12 protein-coding genes are annotated in these 18,020 nt (G+C 51.9%); 4 read left to right on the forward strand and 8 right to left on the reverse strand.

Features of this window, described 5'->3' with window-relative positions; translation table 11 throughout:
- Nucleotides 1-6: 6 nt before the first annotated feature.
- Nucleotides 7-1,875, forward strand: coding sequence for a potassium transporter Kup (locus OSH01_RS04960; RefSeq protein WP_266122971.1), 1,869 nt, complete (start codon nt 7-9; stop codon nt 1,873-1,875).
- A 42-nt stretch (nt 1,876-1,917) separates the two neighbouring features.
- Here OSH01_RS04960 and OSH01_RS04965 read toward each other — a convergent pair whose 3' ends face one another.
- The 7 genes from OSH01_RS04965 to OSH01_RS04995 form a co-directional block, all read right to left on the reverse strand.
- Nucleotides 1,918-2,310, reverse strand: coding sequence for a hypothetical protein (locus OSH01_RS04965; RefSeq protein ID WP_266122972.1), 393 nt, complete (start codon nt 2,308-2,310; stop codon nt 1,918-1,920).
- 98 nt (nt 2,311-2,408) lie between these two features.
- Nucleotides 2,409-2,807: a monovalent cation/H(+) antiporter subunit G gene (gene mnhG / locus OSH01_RS04970; RefSeq protein ID WP_266122973.1), complete on the reverse strand. Its 399-nt coding sequence runs from the start codon at nt 2,805-2,807 to the stop codon at nt 2,409-2,411.
- Entirely contained in the window at nt 2,804-3,085 is a 282-nt protein-coding gene (locus OSH01_RS04975) for a K+/H+ antiporter subunit F (RefSeq protein ID WP_266122974.1), read from the reverse strand. Before OSH01_RS04975 ends, mnhG begins: the two co-directional genes overlap by 4 nt.
- Nucleotides 3,082-3,564 carry a Na+/H+ antiporter subunit E gene (locus OSH01_RS04980; RefSeq protein ID WP_266123260.1) on the reverse strand — a complete coding sequence of 161 codons (483 nt, stop codon included), beginning with the start codon at nt 3,562-3,564 and terminating at the stop codon, nt 3,082-3,084. Before OSH01_RS04980 ends, OSH01_RS04975 begins: the two co-directional genes overlap by 4 nt.
- 2 nt (nt 3,565-3,566) lie before the next feature.
- Complete coding sequence (locus OSH01_RS04985; RefSeq protein WP_376918122.1) at nt 3,567-5,192, reverse strand: monovalent cation/H+ antiporter subunit D; 1,626 nt, start codon at nt 5,190-5,192, stop codon at nt 3,567-3,569.
- 5 nt (nt 5,193-5,197) lie between these two features.
- Nucleotides 5,198-5,554 (reverse strand): Na+/H+ antiporter subunit C, encoded by a 357-nt coding sequence (locus OSH01_RS04990; protein ID WP_266122976.1) that lies wholly within the window; start codon nt 5,552-5,554, stop codon nt 5,198-5,200.
- The gene (locus OSH01_RS04995; protein ID WP_266122977.1) at nt 5,554-8,475 is read right to left on the reverse strand and encodes a monovalent cation/H+ antiporter subunit A; all 2,922 of its coding nucleotides are present in this window, start codon (nt 8,473-8,475) and stop codon (nt 5,554-5,556) included. The genes OSH01_RS04990 and OSH01_RS04995 overlap by 1 nt, the downstream gene beginning before the upstream one ends.
- Before the next feature lie 204 nt (nt 8,476-8,679).
- On the opposite strand from OSH01_RS04995, the gene hemN reads away from it, so the two are divergent.
- Both hemN and OSH01_RS05005 read left to right on the forward strand, forming a co-directional pair.
- Complete coding sequence (gene hemN / locus OSH01_RS05000; protein ID WP_266122978.1) at nt 8,680-10,101, forward strand: oxygen-independent coproporphyrinogen III oxidase; 1,422 nt, start codon at nt 8,680-8,682, stop codon at nt 10,099-10,101.
- Nucleotides 10,102-10,169: 68 nt separating this feature from the next.
- The gene (locus OSH01_RS05005; protein ID WP_266122979.1) at nt 10,170-11,336 is read left to right on the forward strand and encodes an NAD(P)H-dependent flavin oxidoreductase; all 1,167 of its coding nucleotides are present in this window, start codon (nt 10,170-10,172) and stop codon (nt 11,334-11,336) included.
- Nucleotides 11,337-11,346: 10 nt separating this feature from the next.
- Here the strand turns inward: OSH01_RS05005 and OSH01_RS05010 are convergent, their stop codons facing one another.
- Nucleotides 11,347-11,892 (reverse strand): hypothetical protein, encoded by a 546-nt coding sequence (locus OSH01_RS05010; protein WP_266122980.1) that lies wholly within the window; start codon nt 11,890-11,892, stop codon nt 11,347-11,349.
- A gap of 230 nt (nt 11,893-12,122) precedes the next feature.
- Here OSH01_RS05010 and OSH01_RS05015 point away from each other — a divergent pair, with 230 nt between their 5' ends.
- Complete coding sequence (locus tag OSH01_RS05015) at nt 12,123-17,999, forward strand: alpha-2-macroglobulin family protein (protein ID WP_266122981.1); 5,877 nt, start codon at nt 12,123-12,125, stop codon at nt 17,997-17,999.
- Nucleotides 18,000-18,020: the final 21 nt, after the last annotated feature.

An 18,020-nucleotide genomic window follows, 5' to 3' on the forward strand; every position in this document is an offset into this window, starting at 1 on the left:
GTGAGCATGCAAACGGAAACCCCAGGCACACAAGTCAAAAAAGTGATGTTCATTGGTGCGCTGGGCGTGGTGTACGGTGATATCGGCACTAGCCCCCTGTACACCATGAAAGTTGCGCTTGGCTACTATGTGCAGCCCGGGGCTGAGCAAGTCTACGGTGTCTTGTCGCTCCTGTTTTGGTTGATCACCTTGTTAGTGTCACTGAAATATGTCACGGTGGTATTGCGCTTAGATAACAAGGGCGAGGGCGGTACCTTAGCATTGATGGAGTTAGCCGCTCGCGGTTTACGAGGCAAACATCGGCGCATATTAACGGTGCTGGGGCTTATTGGGGCTAGCTTGTTTTATGGCGATAGCATGATTACCCCTGCTATCTCCGTGCTTTCGGCCATCGAGGGGGTGGGCATGGTATCCCCATTGCTTGATCCTTGGGTCGTGCCTTTGGCGGTAGTCGTGTTAATTGTCTTGTTCTCCTTGCAATCGCATGGCACGGGCACAATGGGCAAATTATTTGGCCCAGTGATGCTCTGTTGGTTTCTATTGCTTGGGCTACTGGGCTTGTGGCGTATTATTGAACAGCCTCAAGTGCTGCAAGCCATCGATCCGCGTTGGGCTTGGCATTTTATTGTGCATGCGCCTTGGCAAACCTTTTTGGTGTTAGGTGCGTTAGTGCTGGCCCTTACCGGCGCCGAGGCACTGTATGCTGACATGGGCCATTTTGGTCGGCCAGCCATTCGTAGAGCCTGGTTCTCCTTGGTCATGCCCTGTTTGTTGCTCTGTTATTTTGGGCAAGGGGCATTGCTGATTACCGATAGCTCGGCCATTCGTAATCCTTTCTTTCATTTGGCGCCTGCTTGGGGCTTGATTCCCTTGGTGATCATCGCCACTTTTGCCACTGTCATAGCTTCGCAGTCGGTTATCTCCGGTGCCTATTCGGTCACCCGCCAAGCGGTGCAGTTGGGTTTTTGGCCCCGTATGGTTATACAGCACACCTCTTCCCAAGAGGAAGGCCAGATCTACTTGCCTAAAGTGAATCAACTGCTGTTTGTGGCGGTGCTGATATTAGTGCTTAGCTTTGGTTCATCCGATCGCTTGGCGCATGCCTATGGTTTTGCAGTAACCGGTACCATGCTCATGACTAGCTTGCTGGCCGTCTCCCTGTTGCCGCGCGGCTCTACAGGGTGGAAACGGGCAGGTTGGGCAGTATTGTTATCGGTGTTTTTAGTGCTAGATGTAGTGTTATTTTCCGCTAATGCTCTGAAACTACTGGATGGGGGTTGGTTACCCTTGTTGGTGGGGGCAAGTATCTTCACCATGATGTGGACCTGGAAACAAGGTCGGCAACAACTGCATCAGACACTTAACACGGCCCCTCAGGGTTTGCGGGACTTCATGCACGATTTGCAACAGTATCCGCCGTTACGGGTGCCGGGCACGGCAGTATTTATGAGTGTAGTACCCGATGTGGTGCCATCTGCCTTGTTACACAATCTGAAACACAATAAGATCTTGCATCAACAATGCTTATTTCTAACGGTGCAAAGCGAAGGTGTGCCGTTTGTGGCTCAAAACGAGCGCTATCAGTTGGAGCTATTAGCACCTGATTGTTGGCAAGCCGTAGCGCACTGGGGATTCAAACAAGAGCCTAATGTGCCTGCTCTGTTAGAGCAGATTAGTCGTGAGCACCCCGAACTTAATTTAGATCCTATGCAAACCTCGTATTATTTATCGCGTCAAACAGTAGTGATTACCGGGCGAGGCAAATGGCGCTCTAGACTGTTTATGTTTATGGCCCGCAACGCAGCCCGTAGCACACGCTTTTTTAAAATTCCGCCGAATCGGGTGGTGGAAATGGGGATGCAGGTAGAGTTGTAAGGATGAAAATCACCCAGCGAGCGCTGGGTGATTATTGATATTTTATCTTGCCGTAGCAGGCACGGTAATGGTGGTTTCGCGCAAGATGCCGCCACCTTGGACACTACCTGAAACGGTAGTTTCCTGTCCTTCCTGCATCGTTAGTCGGCATTCTTGCTGACGTTCAAGGGGTAAACGGTCGCAGCGTGCGGTACGGTTGCTAGGCATGGCTGGATTAGGCTGTTCAAGCTTGTTTTGACGCTCTGCTTGTAGGGCAGCGCCTGCTTCACGCCGACACGCCGCGCGTGATTCGCCTTGCAGGGCTTCACAGTGCTGTAAGTCTTGCTGATAATTTTTTTGGGTAGGTTGAGCCTGTGACGGGAGGGCGAACGCAAGGGCGCTTACGGCGCAACTCGCAGCCAAATATCGAATGGATAGAAACGCAGTTTTATGCATACAGATACTCCTTGTGAAATGATACAGGGATACACATAGTATAAAAGCCTATCCCATGCCTACATGCAAGCGACTATTTCAAGCTGTCCCGATTGGTATCACTCGTCTGGGTGTAAGGGGGCACCTTGCACAGGGTGCTTAGAGGGTACGCTCATATAGCCAGGCTCATCGGGGGCATATTCCGCTAAACGCTGGCGTAACTCACGTTTGATGGCGGCCCGCATGAGGAATATGGCCGTGACGGGTGAGGTGATAATCAAGAGTATCGAGATGATCAGCGGGTGAAGAATGGGCCGGCTAAACAGAAAACTGCTCAGTATGATGATACTCATTAACATGCAAAATACGCCCAAGGTATTGCCTAACGTGGGCGCATGAATGCGTGAATAAAAATGCCGCAGACGAAGGAGTCCTAGGGAGCCTACCAAGCTGATAATGCCGCTTAGCACTAATAAAACAGCAACGGGTAGGGCGATCCACCAAGGCAGGTTGCTCATGGTTCTATTACCTCGGCACGCAGTAAAAATTTCGCCATCGCGGCAGATCCCACAAAACCAAACAGGGCGATCAGCAGGGCGATGTCAAAGTACAAAGCTGAATCAAAGCGTATACCCAAAGCCAGCAAGGCCAGCATGCCGTTGTTGTACATGGTGTCGAGCGCTAGCACGCGGTCTGGCGCTGTGGGGCCTTTTAGCAAGCGTATTACAGCACAAAGCATGCCCAGTACAAAACAGCCCAAGGCAAATTGGCAGGCCCAGTAGACAAGGTCTGTCATGTGAAAATCTCCAGCAAAGGGGCCTCGTAACGCTTTTGTATGGTGTCTAGCCATTGTTGCTCGTCGTATAAGTCGAGTACGTGCAGCGTTAAGACATTGCTTTTGGTGTCGTGCCCCGACCAGACTGTGCCTGGCGTATAGGTAATAATACACGCTAAGGCAGCAAGGCCATGAGGATCAGTCATTTTAAGTGGAATTTGTAAAAAGCCGGGTTGGGCTTGATAGCGTTTACCCAGTATGACAATGCGGCCTACCTCGTAGTTAGACTTCACAATATCAATGGCAACTTTCCAAATGAGGCATAAGGCCAAGCCTGGACGCTTAAAACTGGCCCTGACAGGGCGAAACGGGCGCGCCGCTAAGCTAAGCCATACAGCAAAGATCAGGCCTAACAAAATGTGCCCGGCCGATAGGCTGTCGTTCAGGAGCAGCCATAACGCTAGTAGAAGCGCCGGTAAGAAAAAGTAAGAGCGACGTATCTTCATTGTGAGCCTCCGGAGACATCACGTAGAGAGTGGCGTTGCAGGACGGCGTTGATGTAAGTGTTCGGCTCGTCAAGCTGGTCAGCGGTTTCTTCCAAATAAGTGCTAATTGGCCCTGCGTACCAGCTCATGAGTGCACACAACAAAATAATGCTGCCAATAGGGATGGCTTCAATCAATTTCAAGCGGGGAATGGTGATGTCGGTTACTGCCCAGAATAAGCGTATACCGGTACGCACCATGGCAATAAGGCCTGCGATACCAGCAAGTAGCACGGCTGCCGTGAGTATCCAGGCATTCAGAGGTTCCGGCGTGTTACCCGAGGCTTTGAGTGCCGCGGTGAGTAAGGAAAGCTTAGCGACGAAACCTGAAAGAGGCGGCAAACCAATTATGAGCAAGGCACAAGCAATGAACGACATGCCTAAAAATACCATGACGCCAGGAATCGCTATCCCCACTACGTCATCACTATCGTCGTCAGAGTGAGGGTCATCTAGGTCAAATATTTCTTGACTGACCGCTAACAGGTCAGCGCCAAAGGGTTTGGCACGGCTGATGAGCTCAAGCACAAGAAAGAACGCCGCTAATGCTAGCACACTGCTAATCATGTAATACAAAGCAGGGCCAGTTAAAATGACGCCCGGCATGCCTAGCGCGGCTAGCAGCGTGCCTGACGAGACGATAATGCTGTAGCCCGCCAAGCGTTCGGGCTGCTGCGCCGCCAGCATACCAACAGCACCAAAAGCTAGGGTAGCAATACCTGCGGGAAACATCCACGCGCCACCAAAGGCGGCGGGTGCGCCGGTAGGAAGTAGTAAAGAGCCAATGCGTAGGAGTGAATAAATTCCTACTTTGGTCATGATGGCAAACATAGCGGCCACCGGCGCGCAGGCGGTACCGTAGGCAGATGGCAGCCAGTAGTTAAGTGGCCAAGCGGCTGCTTTAATTAAAAAGGCAATGCCTAGCACGGCGATAGCCGCTTCAAAAATAAGCCTGTCTGAATTGGCTAAGTCGCCTGCCCGTACCGCTAAGTCAGCCATGTTTAGAGTGCCAGTGGTACCGTAAATTAAGGCGATGGCGATAAGAAGTAAAAACGAGGCGACTAGATTAACAGCAATGTAATGCAAGCCTGCCCGCACACGAGCCTGTCCGGAACCATGTAGCATTAAGCCGTATGAGGCCGCTAATAACACCTCAAAAAACACAAAAAGGTTGAACAAATCGCCTGTCATGAAAGCGCCGTTTAACCCCATCAGCAGCAGTTGGAACAGCGAATGAAAGTGCACTCCAACCTTGTCCCAGCGGGCGGTTGCATAGACCCAGCAAGCCCAAGCGAGGATATTGGTGAGCAACAGCATTAAGGCTGAAAGGCGATCGATAGCCAGTACGATGCCAAATGGCGCCGGCCAATCACCTAAAAGATAAACGCTGACGCCTCCGGCTGGCGTATTACTTAATGTGCCATCGGCAATCATTAATAAAGTTAACGCGCTGGCAAACTGTAAAACCAGAGAAATAACGCTAATAATGAGCTTGTAGCGGCGACGGTGCTCACGTAGCATCAGCATCAGGCCTGCAGCCATCAGTGGTATGGCAACAGGAAAGATGGGTAAATGTTGAAGCATGGGGCTCACAGCTCGTCTTCCTCGCCTTCTTCACGGCCGTCAACGTGGTCTGTGCCTGATAAACCGCGATTAGCGAGCAAGACAACTAAAAATAGAGCGGTTGTGGCGAAACCAATCACAATCGCCGTTAAAACCAATGCCTGAGGTAAAGGGTCGGCATAGTTTGCCGCTATGTCACCCAGTTCAGAGGTAATGACGGGGGCAGCGCCAAGCTTAATACGCCCCATGCTGAAAATAAATAGATTGACGGCATAGGACAGTAATGACAGCCCCATGATGACTTGAAAGGTACGTGGGCGCAGTAAAAGCCAGACTCCTGAGCCGGCTAAAGTGCCAATGGCCAATGCCAAGATCAGTTCCATTACAGTTGCTCCTGTTTGGCGGTAAGGGCAGCATGTGCGGCCGGCAGTTTGCGGTAAAAACGTAGCGATTGGTGCGCAAGAGCAATCAGCATGAGAACCGTAGAGCCAATGACCAGTAGATAGACGCCAATATCAAAAAATAGGGCACTAGAAGTGTGTATGGTACCAATAACGGGTAAGGTTAGATCCCAGCTTTGGGCGGCTAAGAAGGGTTTATCAAACCACCAAACCATCATGGCGGCAGCGCCGGCAGTGAGCATGCCCGTCGCAATCCAAGTTTGTGGCTGAATTAAGGGGCGAGACTCCATCCACACGACACCGCCAACGATATACTGCAAAATAATAGCTGTGGCCATGATAAGACCGCCCACGAAGCCGCCACCCGGCAGGTTGTGACCACGTAGCAAGAAATACAATGAAATTAGCGTGGCAATGGGTAATAGCAGGCGTACTAATACAGCCGGAATACGCATAATGCCATCAGGCAGCAAGGCATCAGGGTCTGGCTCTACGAATACTGCTTCGCGGCTGTCGCGGATGTTTTGACGTCGTGCCAGCGGTAAAGCAATGGCTTCCACGGGCGGGCGGAAGCGGCGCAATAGCGCAAATACCGTTAACGCCACTATGCCTAAAACAGTGATTTCACCAAAGGTGTCAAAGCCGCGGAAATCAACCAAAATGACGTTAACCACGTTCGCTCCACCCCCTAAGGGTAAGGACTGTTCGACAAAGAACGAGGCCACATTGCTGCTGGGGGGGCGCGTCATGATGCTGTAGGCCAGTAACGCTACCCCTAAGCCAGCCGTAATAGCGATGAGGAAGTCGCGGCTGCGGCGCAAGGCAGCGCGATTACTGTCGTCTTCAGGGTGACGAATGCTACTGACACGCGGAGGCAACCAACGCAGCCCCAGCAATATAAGAACTAAGGTGACTACTTCGACAGTCAGTTGGGTCAGCGCTAAGTCAGGTGCGGAAAGCCATGCAAAAGTAAGGCAGGTTACTAAGCCAGCGCCGCCCGACAGCAATAATGAGGCTGGGCGGTGGAACTTGGCTTGGTAGGCGGCACCAATGGCGCAGGCCCCGCCGATGATCCAAATCAATAAGAAGTACGGGTCGATGGGGGTGAAAATAGGACCACGCAGCCAAGTACCTCGTGTGAGAGGTAAGACTGTGACCAACATGGTGACAAAGAAGATGAGTAGGATTTGTCGTTGTAAGCGCGGTGAATACAGGCGATCTAAGAGGGCATTGGCTTTGACCTCAATCCACTCCATAAACACTTCAAATAAATGGCGCCCATCAAAACGATACAAAAAGGGCGTACGACCTTGACGGTTGGGATAGTAATGGGCTAGAAACCAAACAATAATAATCCCTGCAACGGTAGCGATTAGGCTCATTAGCAGCGGTAAATTAAACCCATGCCAAATATGCAAATTGTACGTTGGCATATCTGCACCCATAATCGAGCGTGCTGCACTCGCCAAGAAGGGGCCAAAAGTTAAGGCAGGGGCAATCCCTACTAAGAGACAGGTCAGTACTAAAATGCCGCTGGGTATCAGCATGCGTAGGGGTGGCTCGTGGGGCGGTCGTGGCAAGTCGGTAGCTACAGGGCCAAAGAATACTTCGCGTATAAAGCGTAACGAGTAAGCCACACTAAATGAGCCTGCAATCACCGCTATTAGGGGCAATAGGTAGTCTAGGGTGTTGTCATTGCCCGCTGTGATGGCCTCAGAAAAAAACATCTCTTTGGAGATAAACCCATTGAGCAAAGGCACGCCAGCCATTGCGGCTGCCGCGACGGTGGCCAGTGTGGCGGTGATGGGCATGGCATGTCGCAGACCCGATAAACGGTTCAGATTGCGAGTACCTGTTTCGTGGTCAACGATACCTGCGGCCATAAATAGGGAGGCTTTAAAGGTCGCATGATTCATAATATGAAACAGCGCCGCCACCAATGCTAGGGAACTATTCAAGCCTAACAACAGGGTAATAAGCCCTAAGTGACTGATGGTGGAATAAGCCAGCACACCTTTCATGTCGCGCTGGAACATGGCAGTGTAAGCCCCCATGGTTAAGGATATTAAGCCCGCACCGCCAATAATAATGGCCCATTCAGTGGTGCCCGCCAGCACTGGCCACAGGCGTGCCAGTAAAAACACCCCGGCTTTAACCATGGTGGCCGAGTGCAGATACGCCGATACAGGTGTAGGCGCAGCCATGGCTTGCGGCAACCAAATGTGAAAAGGGAATTGAGCACTTTTGCTAAGTGCGCCAATGGATATGAGAAGCAGCATGAGGGGATACCACGCATGCGCACGTATTTGGTCACCCGATTTCAATACCGTGCCTAGGTCGTAGGAGCCCGCCATTTGACCGAGCATGAGCATGCCCGCTAAGAGGAATATTCCCCCAGTGCCGGTAATGATTAAGGACATGCGTGCCCCACGTCGAGCATCACGGCGGTGATACCAGTAGGCGATAAGCATGAAGGACGATAGGCTGGTCAGTTCCCAGAACACGACCATTTGAATAAGGTTGCCTGATAGTACTACGCCCAGCATAGAGCCCATAAAGGCTTGCAGGAATGAAAAAAAGCGGCGTACAGGGTCTTGGGCAGATAAATAATAATGGGCGTATAAAGCAATTAAGGCGCCCATGCTAGTGATGATAAAGCTAAACAGCCAAGCTAAGCCGTCCATGCGCAAGGTAAAACTTAGACCGTGAGCAGGTACCCAAGGAGTAGAAGATTGGATAATATGACCGGCGGAAATTTCTGGGTAAACCCAAGCCACCATGACTGCGCAGATAGTGGCAACCGTACCGGCCAGAGTGGCTTGGAGCTTGCGCGCGCGCGCAGGAAGTAAGGAAGCTATGAGGCTACTGACAAAAGGCAGGGCCAAAATCACGAGCAGGTACATCAGGCTCCAATAAAAAGCGAGTGTGTTTAACCTAATATAATACGATAAAAGTCGTGTATTTCAGCATATTGTCAGCTAAATAATGACAAAATTTACTTGCATTGTGCTTGATGCAAGTCAAGTCGCTATTTCCCAGTTTGTTTGAAAATGTATGCTTGATCATTATTACAGTAGTCGTGACACGCTCGGCTACTCGAGACTTACATGCATACCACCTTGGAAGCTTATCAGGCCCCCGAGCCGCTAAATACCGATCTGGTTATTTCAGAAGAGCTCATACGTCGTTTTGATCGCTCTGGTCCGCGTTACACCTCGTACCCCACCGCCGATCGCTTTTTCCAAGACTTTCCCGCACAACCTTATGTGCATCAGTTATCGCATCGCGCCAGTAGTAATAATAATCCTCCATTATCAGTATATTTACATATCCCTTTTTGCCAATCGCTGTGTTATTTTTGCGCTTGCAACAAAGTGATCACCCAAGACCGCAGTAAAAGCACCCAGTATTTACGCTATTTAAAGCGCGAAATAGAAATGGCAAGCCAGTACTTGGGCAGCGACAGACTAACCGAGCAATTGCATTTGGGTGGTGGCTCGCCCACCTTCTTAAACCACACCGAGCTGGCCGAGCTCATGGCGTTCCTGCGGCAACATTTTCACTTTACGCCGGGGGCCGAGCTAGGCATAGAAATAGATCCGCGCACCTTGTCAGACCATACTTTTAGCGATCTCGCTAGCTTGGGTTTTAACCGCACAAGCTTTGGTGTGCAGGATTTCAACCCTGATGTGCAGCAGGCAGTGAATCGGATGCAGCCTTTGTCTTTAGTGCAAGCGGCCATGAGCCAGGCGCGCGCTGCCGGCTTTAGCTCTATTAATACGGATTTAATTTATGGCTTGCCCAAACAAAGTAGCGAATCTTTTGCCGCCACCGTGGAAGCTCTAATCCAGTTACGCCCCGATCGTATTGCACTGTACAACTATGCGCATTTACCGCATCGTTTCAAAGCGCAGCGGCTCATCAATGCCGAGCATCTTCCTGATGCGGAACAACGTTTGGCACTGTTTACCCAATCAACGCAGCGTTTACTTGATGCAGGGTACGTTTATATTGGTCTAGATCACTTCGCTTTGCCCGAAGACGAATTAAATTTGGCTCGTCTGGATAAAAGCTTGCACCGTAATTTTCAAGGCTATACCACTCGTGCCGAGTGCGATTTATTGGCATTTGGGGTCTCTGCCATAGGCAAGGTCGGGGCCATGCATGTGCAAAATCTGCGCAGTCTGCGGGATTACTATGCAGACCTAGATCGTGGCCGGCTACCTATAGACCGAGGCATTGTGATGCAAAGCGATGATGTTTTGCGTGCTGATCTGATTATGCGCTTGATGTGCAGCATGCCCGTCGACTTCAATACCTTCGAGCAAAAGTATGCCATTCGTTTCGAGGCCTACTTCGAGCGCGAACTGCAAGAACTCGCTAGCTACGTGGACGAGGGACTCGTCACCGTACAGCAGCGCTGCCTGCAAGTGACGCCTAAAGGGCGCCTATTTGTGCGTGCCATTAGTATGGTTTTTGATGCTTACTTAGCCAAAGCCACCGCAGCACAGTACTCGCGTCTTATCTAATGTTGCCGGTCGCTGACTACGCCGGCTGTGGCTAGGCCTAGCGCCTGGCTTTTTATAAAAGGTTTTTCATGCAAATAAAAACAGATTTACCGCTATTGCAACTAATGGGCAAAAAACTATTGCCATTGGTGCAAGGGGGTATGGGGGTGGGAATCTCTGCTTCACGCTTAGCAGGCACTGTAGCCAGCTTAGGTGGCATGGGTACTATTTCTAGTGTGGATTTACGACGTCACCACCCCGACCTCATGGACAACACCCGTGGCAAAGTCTCCAAAGACGCTATTGATGTGGCTAACCTTGAGGCCTTACATCGCGAAGTCAGCGAAGCCAAGCAAAAAGCAGGCGGGCAGGGGGCGGTTGCGGTCAATATCATGAAGGCAGTCTCACAGTACGGCTCGTACGTAAGGCAAGCGTGTGAAAGTGGTGCGGACGCGGTGGTGGTGGGGGCTGGTTTGCCCATGGACTTACCCGAAATAACTCGGGATCATCCCAATGTTGCCCTTATCCCTATTTTGTCCGACGTGAGGGGCGTGTCTTTAGTATTGCGCAAATGGTTGCGCAAGCAACGCGTGCCTGATGCCATCGTGATAGAAAATCCGCGTTATGCAGCAGGCCACTTGGGCGCCCCTGATCAAGCAAGCTTGAGTAAACCCGAGTATGTGTTTAATCGTGTCCTAGAAGGGTGCAGGCAGCTTTTTAAAGACCTCGGCCTAGAGTCTATGCGTATTCCATTAATCGCGGCTGGTGGGGTGAATAGCCCACGTCAATTGCGCAGCTTATTGGCTAGCGGGGCTGACGCCGTGCAGCTAGGCACGGCTTTTGCAGTCACTCACGAAGGCGACGCTCACGACAATTTCAAACATGTACTGCTGAATGCCGAGCCCCAAGATATCGTTACCTTTATGAGTGTAGCGGGTTTACCTGCCCGGGCCGTACGCACGCCTTGGCTAGATGCCTACTTACACAAAGAGGAAAAACTGCAATCGGTCGCCACGGAACGCGCGTGCCGTGAAGGCTTTGATTGTTTGGCGCATTGTGGCTTGCGCGATGGTGTGGCCAGACACGGGCAGTTTTGTATCGACCAACGCTTGGCCTATGCGCTGGAAGGCGATGTCGAACGTGGCTTGTTTTTCCGTAGTGCTGAGTCCTTACCCTTGGGCAAAGCCATGCGTAGCGTACGGGAACTGATGGAATACATGTTAAGCAATGCACCGGCGGTACGGCCCATTGCTTAAGTTTATCCAGCTATTTTTTTGATGGCGAAATCAATTCGATATCTTCCACCTCGTTAGTGGAGACATGGTGGCTGGCATCAGGCTTACGTAAAGCCATGCTTAAACGGCGTGCCAGCTCATAGCATTCTTCAATATGAGCGTGCCCCACCTTGCGCAACACCACATAACTAATGGTGGAAGAAATTGCGCTACCTATAACGGGTATGTATTTGGCACCGTACTTACCCGCCAATTTTTTGGCCCCTAATTTTAACAACACGTTCACCACTCTATCGGTCGTCAAGACTCGTCCCACTAAGCCTAATCCCATGGTGGCGCCGCCCACAATGACCAGCTTTTGTAATTCTGGGCTCATGCTGTCGACTTCTGTGGGGCCTAAACCAAAACGCGCATTTATTTGCGGGATAATTTTCATCAAAATAGCAACATCTGTGCCAAAATCGACTCCAGGTATGGGGACTACGGCCGCAGCCGCAGAAAGTAAAGCACGTTGGTTTACCATCTTGCGGCACTCGTTACGAATCTCATCTAGGCGCTTGATAGAGGTAGCTTGCATGCGTGCTGCTCCAAAATATAGGGTGCTCAGTCAATGTTAGTGCAGTAATAGTTGTTTTATACTGCTTGCGCAGTCTGTTTGTCATGCCGTCGTGCCACCATAAGGCGTTGGCGATATGGCTATCTAATCATTAAATTAAGTGAAGAGTTGGGCGGCATCAACCACTCGCATAGTTTTAATACTATGCTGAGCTTACGGGGATTCGCTTCGCTACGGGAGTGCACAGAAAAATGAAGTCTCGCTTATTGAGTGCAGTACTAAGTATAGCGTGCGGGTCGGTGGCCCAGGCCAGTTCTATCGGGCAGTTCTTGCCACAAGGCAATGCGACTGACCTGAAAGAGGTTCGAGTCACTTTTGCGCAACCGGTAGTGCAGTGGGGAGATGCTTTTTTACCTGCTCCCGTGCTCTTGCAGTGCGACGATCCCGACATACAAGGTCAGGGGCGTTGGTTAGATAGCCGGCGTTGGATTTACGAGTTTACGCAAGCTCCGGGGCCAGGTTTACATTGCATTGCCCGTGTAGCGCCCGATTTTCGCGATCTGCAAAATAAACCCTTAACGGGGCAACAAGAGTTCTCGTTTACTTCTGGCGGCCCAGCTCTAGCTAATTATTTACCATCCTACAGTGATGTCAGCGAAGATCAAATTTTCTTGCTGCAGTTTAATACGGCCGTAGCAGGCGAGTCGTTAAAAGCCAATAGCTATTGCTTGATTGAAGGCTTGGGCGAGAAAGTGCCCACTCGCCTGGTCGACCGTGAGCAGCTCAACGTGTTGGCGCAGCAAACCTATCTGGGCGAGGACGACCTTAACCAGTTGCAAGGCTTGCAATGTCAGCGCAGCTTGCCGCCCGGCGCCAAGGTGTCGTTGCTGATAGAGCCTGGCGTAGAAACTGAACATGCACACCGAAAGCCGGTAGCTAGTTCAGAGCGTGAGCGTTTGGATTTCACCGTACGGCAACCTTTCTCGGCCTATGTTTCCTGCACGCGCGAGCGCCAGGATGCCCCGTGTACCCCCGTCGCGGATGTCAGCTTACAGTTCTCTGCCCCCGTGCCTTTAGCTTTGCTGCAACAAGTACGTTTGGTACAAGATGGCACCGAGTGGTCGCCCTTGGATCCTCACGAGCAGGGGCAGGACAATGCGCTAGTGTTTTCGGGCCCTTTTGCGGAAAACAGTCAATTGCGCTGGAAAATTCCGGCTGATTTTAGCGATGACATGGGCCGTCCGCTGAGTAATTTAGGCGCTTTGCAAGACAAAGGCGTGCAAACCGCCGCTTTCCCTCCTTTATTGAAGTTTGCCGCCGCTCCGTTTGCCATTGTGGAACGCTTTGCTCATGCCGAACAATACGGCTCCGAAGAGAGTGCGCCACCCGCCTTGGCGCTGAACGTACGCCGAGTAGAGCCCAATTTGGTCAGTCGTGAGCTACTGGTGTCGGCAGGGCAGATACAAAACTTAGTCAGTCAAGACGATTTGCAAGTTCTACAGTGGTACTCGCGATTACAGCGTGCAGACACTGACACCATTCAGCAATCGCAGCTTAAGGACTTGATGGCGGTACGAGAATATGACTACGACAGCGAAAGTCCTTATATTGACTTGCGTAGTGTGTCCTTATTAGACGCTTACGGCCAGCCCACTAAACAATTATTGTTGCCTGGTTTGGATACCACCACGGCCCAAGAGTTTGAAGTTATTGGGGTGCCGTTAAAGGAGCCTGGCTTTCATGTGTTAGAAATCGCCTCCGAGCGTTTGGGTAGTGCCTTACTTGAGGAGCCCGCGCCAATGTACGTGCGCAGCTCGGCTTTGGTGACAAATCTTGGTGTACATATTAAGCAAGGTCTGGACGACGTCTTGGTATGGGTAACCAGCTTAGATGACGCTCAACCTATTGCTGACGCACAGGTAAGGGTGATGACTTGCAATGGTAGCGAATTGGCACAGGGCAACACCGATGCGCAAGGCGTGCTACATCTTATGTTGAGTCAGGCGCCTGATTCTTATTGCTCGGATACGGGTTTATCTGGTTTATACGTGACCGCGCGCATCGGTGCCGAGCATCCTCAGGCCAGAGGAAAAAAAGATTTTAGTTTTGCACTCAGTACGTGGGATCGGGGTATAGAGCCATGGCGCTTTCAGGTGCCCTACCGCTGGGGTAGTAGGGCGGTTGAGCAGGCGCATACTATTTTTGATCGCAGCCTTTTTTTAGCCGGCGAAACGGTGCACATGAAGCACTATTACCAGCTGCAAAACAGAGAAGGCTTCAGCCAACCTAAAAAATGGCCAACTAGCTTAGAGATACGCCATCAAGGCTCGGATAAAACCTATACCTTGCCCTTGAAGTGGCTACATCAAACCACCGGTAGCGTGTTTGCCTTAAGCGAGTTCAAGCTGCCAGCTGAAGCTCCTTTAGGGGTGTACGAGCTGACGGGGCAGGGCAATGACCTGTATCTGCCGTTAGGACAATTTCGCGTAGAAGAGTTCAAGCTGCCTTGGTTAAAGGGCAGTATTAAGGTGTCCGATGCACAGCAACAAGCTGTATTAGTGGCGCCTAGCGTGTTAAATGCAGATCTCCAGCTAGAGTATGTCGCGGGTGGTGCGGCCAGCTATTTGCCCGCCACCCTTTCTGCAGTGGTGCAGCCTTATACCCCAAGCTTCAAGGCCTACTCTGAATATAGCTTTGACGCCCCGACGGTTGCGGGCCAAGAGCAGTCTGCCGCGCCCCATGTGTTTTTGAACAAAAAGCCTGTACAGCTAGATGAAAACGGCGGCGTTCGGGTAGAGCTAGATACTTTGCCGCCTACTAAAGGCGCTGCACAGTACCTTTTTGAACTCAGTTTTGCAGACCCCAACGGGCAAATTCAAACAATTAGCCAAACCGTCCCCGTATGGCCGGCACTGGTTCAGGTAGGTTTGCGCACCGGCAATTGGTTGCCTAGTGGCAAAGCTGCCACGTTTACCGCGATTACCCTAGGGGCAGATGGGCAAGTAAGCGCCGACGTTCCCGTGCGTATGGAAGCCTATCGACGTGTATTGAACACCACGCGTAAGCGCTTGGTGGGCGGCTTTTATGGCTATGACAGCGTAGAGACAGTCGAACCTTTAGGTGTGTTGTGTGAAGGTCGTAGCGATAAGTTGGGCTTGTTCCAGTGTAGCTATAGCTTTGAGCAAGGCGGCGATATTGAAATTAAAGCCGTGGCGCGTGACGCGCAAGGCAAGGAGTCGGTGGCGGTTAGCTCGGTATGGGTGAGCCAATCCGAACAAAGCTGGTTCGGCGGCGAGGATGACGATCGTATCGATCTGATTCCCGAAAGAAAAATCTATGCGCCTGGTGATGTGGCTCGCTTTCAGGTACGCATGCCGTTTCGTGAGGCGACCGCCTTGGTCAGCGTAGAGCGTGAAGGGGTGTTGCATACGCAGGTCATGACCATCAAGGGGGATAATCCTGTTATTGAACTGCCCATCCAAGAGAGCTGGGGGCCGAATGTCTATGTGTCGGCCTTAGTGCTGCGCGGACGCTTACGCGAAGTGCCGTGGTATTCGTTCTTTAGCTGGGGCTGGAAGCGTCCTAGTACTTGGTATCAGGTGTATCAGTCCGGCAGCGAATATATACCGCCCACTCAATTGATTGACTTGTCCAAGCCCGCCTATCGTTTTGGTTTAGGAGCGATTCAAGTCAGCGCGCAACAAGATGCTCTACAAGTAAAACTGAGCACGGATCGCACGCAATATGGCGTGCGCGAGAAAGCACAAGTGCGTATACAAGTTAACGACGCACAGGGCAAACCAGCAGCGCGTACTAACATTGCTTTTGCGGCCGTCGATGCGGCATTGTTAGAGCTTAGCCCCAACTTTTCTTGGGACTTGCTACAGGCCATGCGAACCATACGCCCTTATGGTGTGCAAACGGCGACGGCACAGTCTGAAATTGTGGGTCGACGCCACTATGGGCGTAAGGCGCTGCCAGCTGGGGGCGGAGGGGGTAAAAGCCCAACACGCGAGCTGCTCGATACCTTGTTGTTATGGGAAGGCAATATACAAACAGATGCACAAGGTGTTGCTACGCTAAGCGTACCGTTAAACGACGTTTTAAGCCGTTTTGTGTTAGTCGCCGTCGCTGAGCAGCAGGGGCAGCGCTTCGGTACCGGTCAGGCCGAGATCGTTACTACCCAAGAGGTACAGTTGATTTCTGGCTTGCCCGTCGTAGTGCGCGATCAGGATCACTACCAAGCGCAAGTTACCGTACGCAATAGCAGTGAACGCAGCATGCATATCGCCTTAAGTGCTACCTACCAAGGTAACGGTATACAAGCAGGCAGTTTGCCGCCTAAGCAAGTGCAGCTAGCGCCGGGCAAGGCGGCCACGGTGATGTGGCCTGTGCAGGCGCCTACTATAGAGGGCACCCAAGAAAGTGTGACGATGGAGTGGCGCTGGGATGCCAAAGAGCTTGACGTAGCGCAGCCTGCACAAGATAGTTTGTTGCAAACGCAGCGCTTATACCCCACCACGCCTATTACCGTGCAACAGGCTGCATTGTTGCCCATCAGTGCCGACAAGCCTTTATCCGAAATGGTACAGGCTCCTAATAAAGCCTTGCTCACTGCGCAAGGTGGTTTGCGCGGCGGTATACAGGTCAACTTATTATCCAGTTTGGCGGGGCCTCAGCCCGGTGTGCAGCAGTGGTTCGAGCAGTATCCCTATACCTGCTTTGAGCAACAGGCCTCGCGTTTTATGGGCTTGGGTGATGCGGAACAATGGGCAAGCCTGATGTTACGTTTGCCCGCTTACATGGACCAAGCCGGCTTATTGCGTTATTTCCCCAGCCCCAGGTTGGAGGGTAGCGTCCCGTTAACGGCTTATGTACTGGATATGAGCGATGAGGCGCAGCGGCTGGGAGAACGGTTTACGATCCCCGAGGCTTATCAGCGTCAGATGCTATCAGGCTTGCAGGCCTATGCCTTAGGGCGGGGCACCCACTCGCCTTGGCTAACTCCAGCCCAATTGCAGCAACAGCGCCTGGCTGCCATTGCCACGTTAGCGCGTTATGGGCAGGCGCAGGCCAGCATGTTAGATAGCTTGACCTTGAACTTGCCCCAGTGGCCCACAGCCAGTTTGCTAGACCTTTTATTGGTTCATGAGCGGGTACCTGGTTTAGAACATTTAAATGCTCAGATCGAGCAAGCCTCTACTATTTTGCAAGGGCGCTTGCACAGCCGTGCCACCCGTTTGTATTTTGATGATAACCCCTTGAATCAAGACCCATGGTCTATGGTGAGCAGGGTGAGCAATCAGGCTAAACTTATTTTGCTTAAGGCTCAGGATCCCCGTTGGAGTGAGGATATGCCCCGTTTGTTCCAGGGGCTATTGGCCGAGCAGCGTCACGGCGCCTGGCGTATGACTACCGAGAACTTGTTGGGTAGCTTAGCGGTCAAAAAATTCGCTCTTTTGCACGAAAACCCTCCTAGTGGCCAGAGTCAGATAAGTTTGGCTGGGTTGCCTGTAGAAACCATGGATTGGGATACCGTGGCTCAGCAAGATGGGGTGAGACAGGCACAGTTCATGTTGAATTGGCCCGCTAAAGCAGCTGACTTGCAAGTGTCTTTGCAAGGACAGGGGCGGGCTTGGGCGCAGTTACGCTCGCTGGCAGCCGTTCCCGTCAGTCAAGCGAGCATGGCGGGCATCGAGGTGCAGCGTACAGTTAGCGCCACTCAGCAAGCAAAGCCCGGGCAGTGGTCGGTAGGCGATACGTATAAAGTACAGGTACGTATACGCGCTCAGGGGCGCGTGAACTGGGCCGTGCTGTCCGATCCTATCCCAGCTGGCGCCACTATCATGGGCAGCGGTTTAGGGCGCGATTCAGCCCTAGCAGCGGCTGATGCGCAGGAAGGAAAAGGGGTGGAGCCTAGCTTTGTTGAACGCAAAGCAGAGATGTATCGCGCCTACTTTAATGTGTTACCTGAAGGGGAAACCGAGCTGGAGTATGTGGTGCGCTTGAATACTGCCGGGCTTTTTGCATTGCCGCCTACACGTATTGAAGCGCTATATGAACCCGACGTGTTTGGAGTCTGGCCTAATTCTGAGCCTTGGAAAGTAGGGGAAGCGCTTGCTCCGTAGGTGGTGCCGGCAGGGCTGGTG

The sequence above is a fragment of the Alcaligenes endophyticus genome (genome assembly GCF_026344035.1).
GTDB classification, from domain to species: domain Bacteria; phylum Pseudomonadota; class Gammaproteobacteria; order Burkholderiales; family Burkholderiaceae_B; genus Alcaligenes; species Alcaligenes endophyticus.

Excerpts from the sequence above, each read along its gene's own strand:
- OSH01_RS04965 (WP_266122972.1), bottom strand. The coding sequence starts at position 2,310 with ATGCATAAAACTGCGTTTCTATCCATTCGATATTTGGCTGCGAGTTGC.
- hemN (WP_266122978.1), top strand. The coding sequence starts at position 8,680 with ATGCATACCACCTTGGAAGCTTATCAGGCCCCCGAGCCGCTAAATACC.
- OSH01_RS04990 (WP_266122976.1), bottom strand. The coding sequence starts at position 5,554 with ATGGAACTGATCTTGGCATTGGCCATTGGCACTTTAGCCGGCTCAGGA.
- OSH01_RS04985 (WP_376918122.1), bottom strand. The coding sequence starts at position 5,192 with ATGCTTCAACATTTACCCATCTTTCCTGTTGCCATACCACTGATGGCT.
- OSH01_RS04995 (WP_266122977.1), bottom strand. The coding sequence starts at position 8,475 with ATGTACCTGCTCGTGATTTTGGCCCTGCCTTTTGTCAGTAGCCTCATA.
- OSH01_RS05005 (WP_266122979.1), top strand. The coding sequence starts at position 10,170 with ATGCAAATAAAAACAGATTTACCGCTATTGCAACTAATGGGCAAAAAA.
- mnhG (WP_266122973.1), bottom strand. The coding sequence starts at position 2,807 with ATGAGCAACCTGCCTTGGTGGATCGCCCTACCCGTTGCTGTTTTATTA.
- OSH01_RS05010 (WP_266122980.1), bottom strand. The coding sequence starts at position 11,892 with ATGCAAGCTACCTCTATCAAGCGCCTAGATGAGATTCGTAACGAGTGC.
- OSH01_RS04960 (WP_266122971.1), top strand. The coding sequence starts at position 7 with ATGCAAACGGAAACCCCAGGCACACAAGTCAAAAAAGTGATGTTCATT.
- OSH01_RS05015 (WP_266122981.1), top strand. The coding sequence starts at position 12,123 with ATGAAGTCTCGCTTATTGAGTGCAGTACTAAGTATAGCGTGCGGGTCG.
- OSH01_RS04975 (WP_266122974.1), bottom strand. The coding sequence starts at position 3,085 with ATGACAGACCTTGTCTACTGGGCCTGCCAATTTGCCTTGGGCTGTTTT.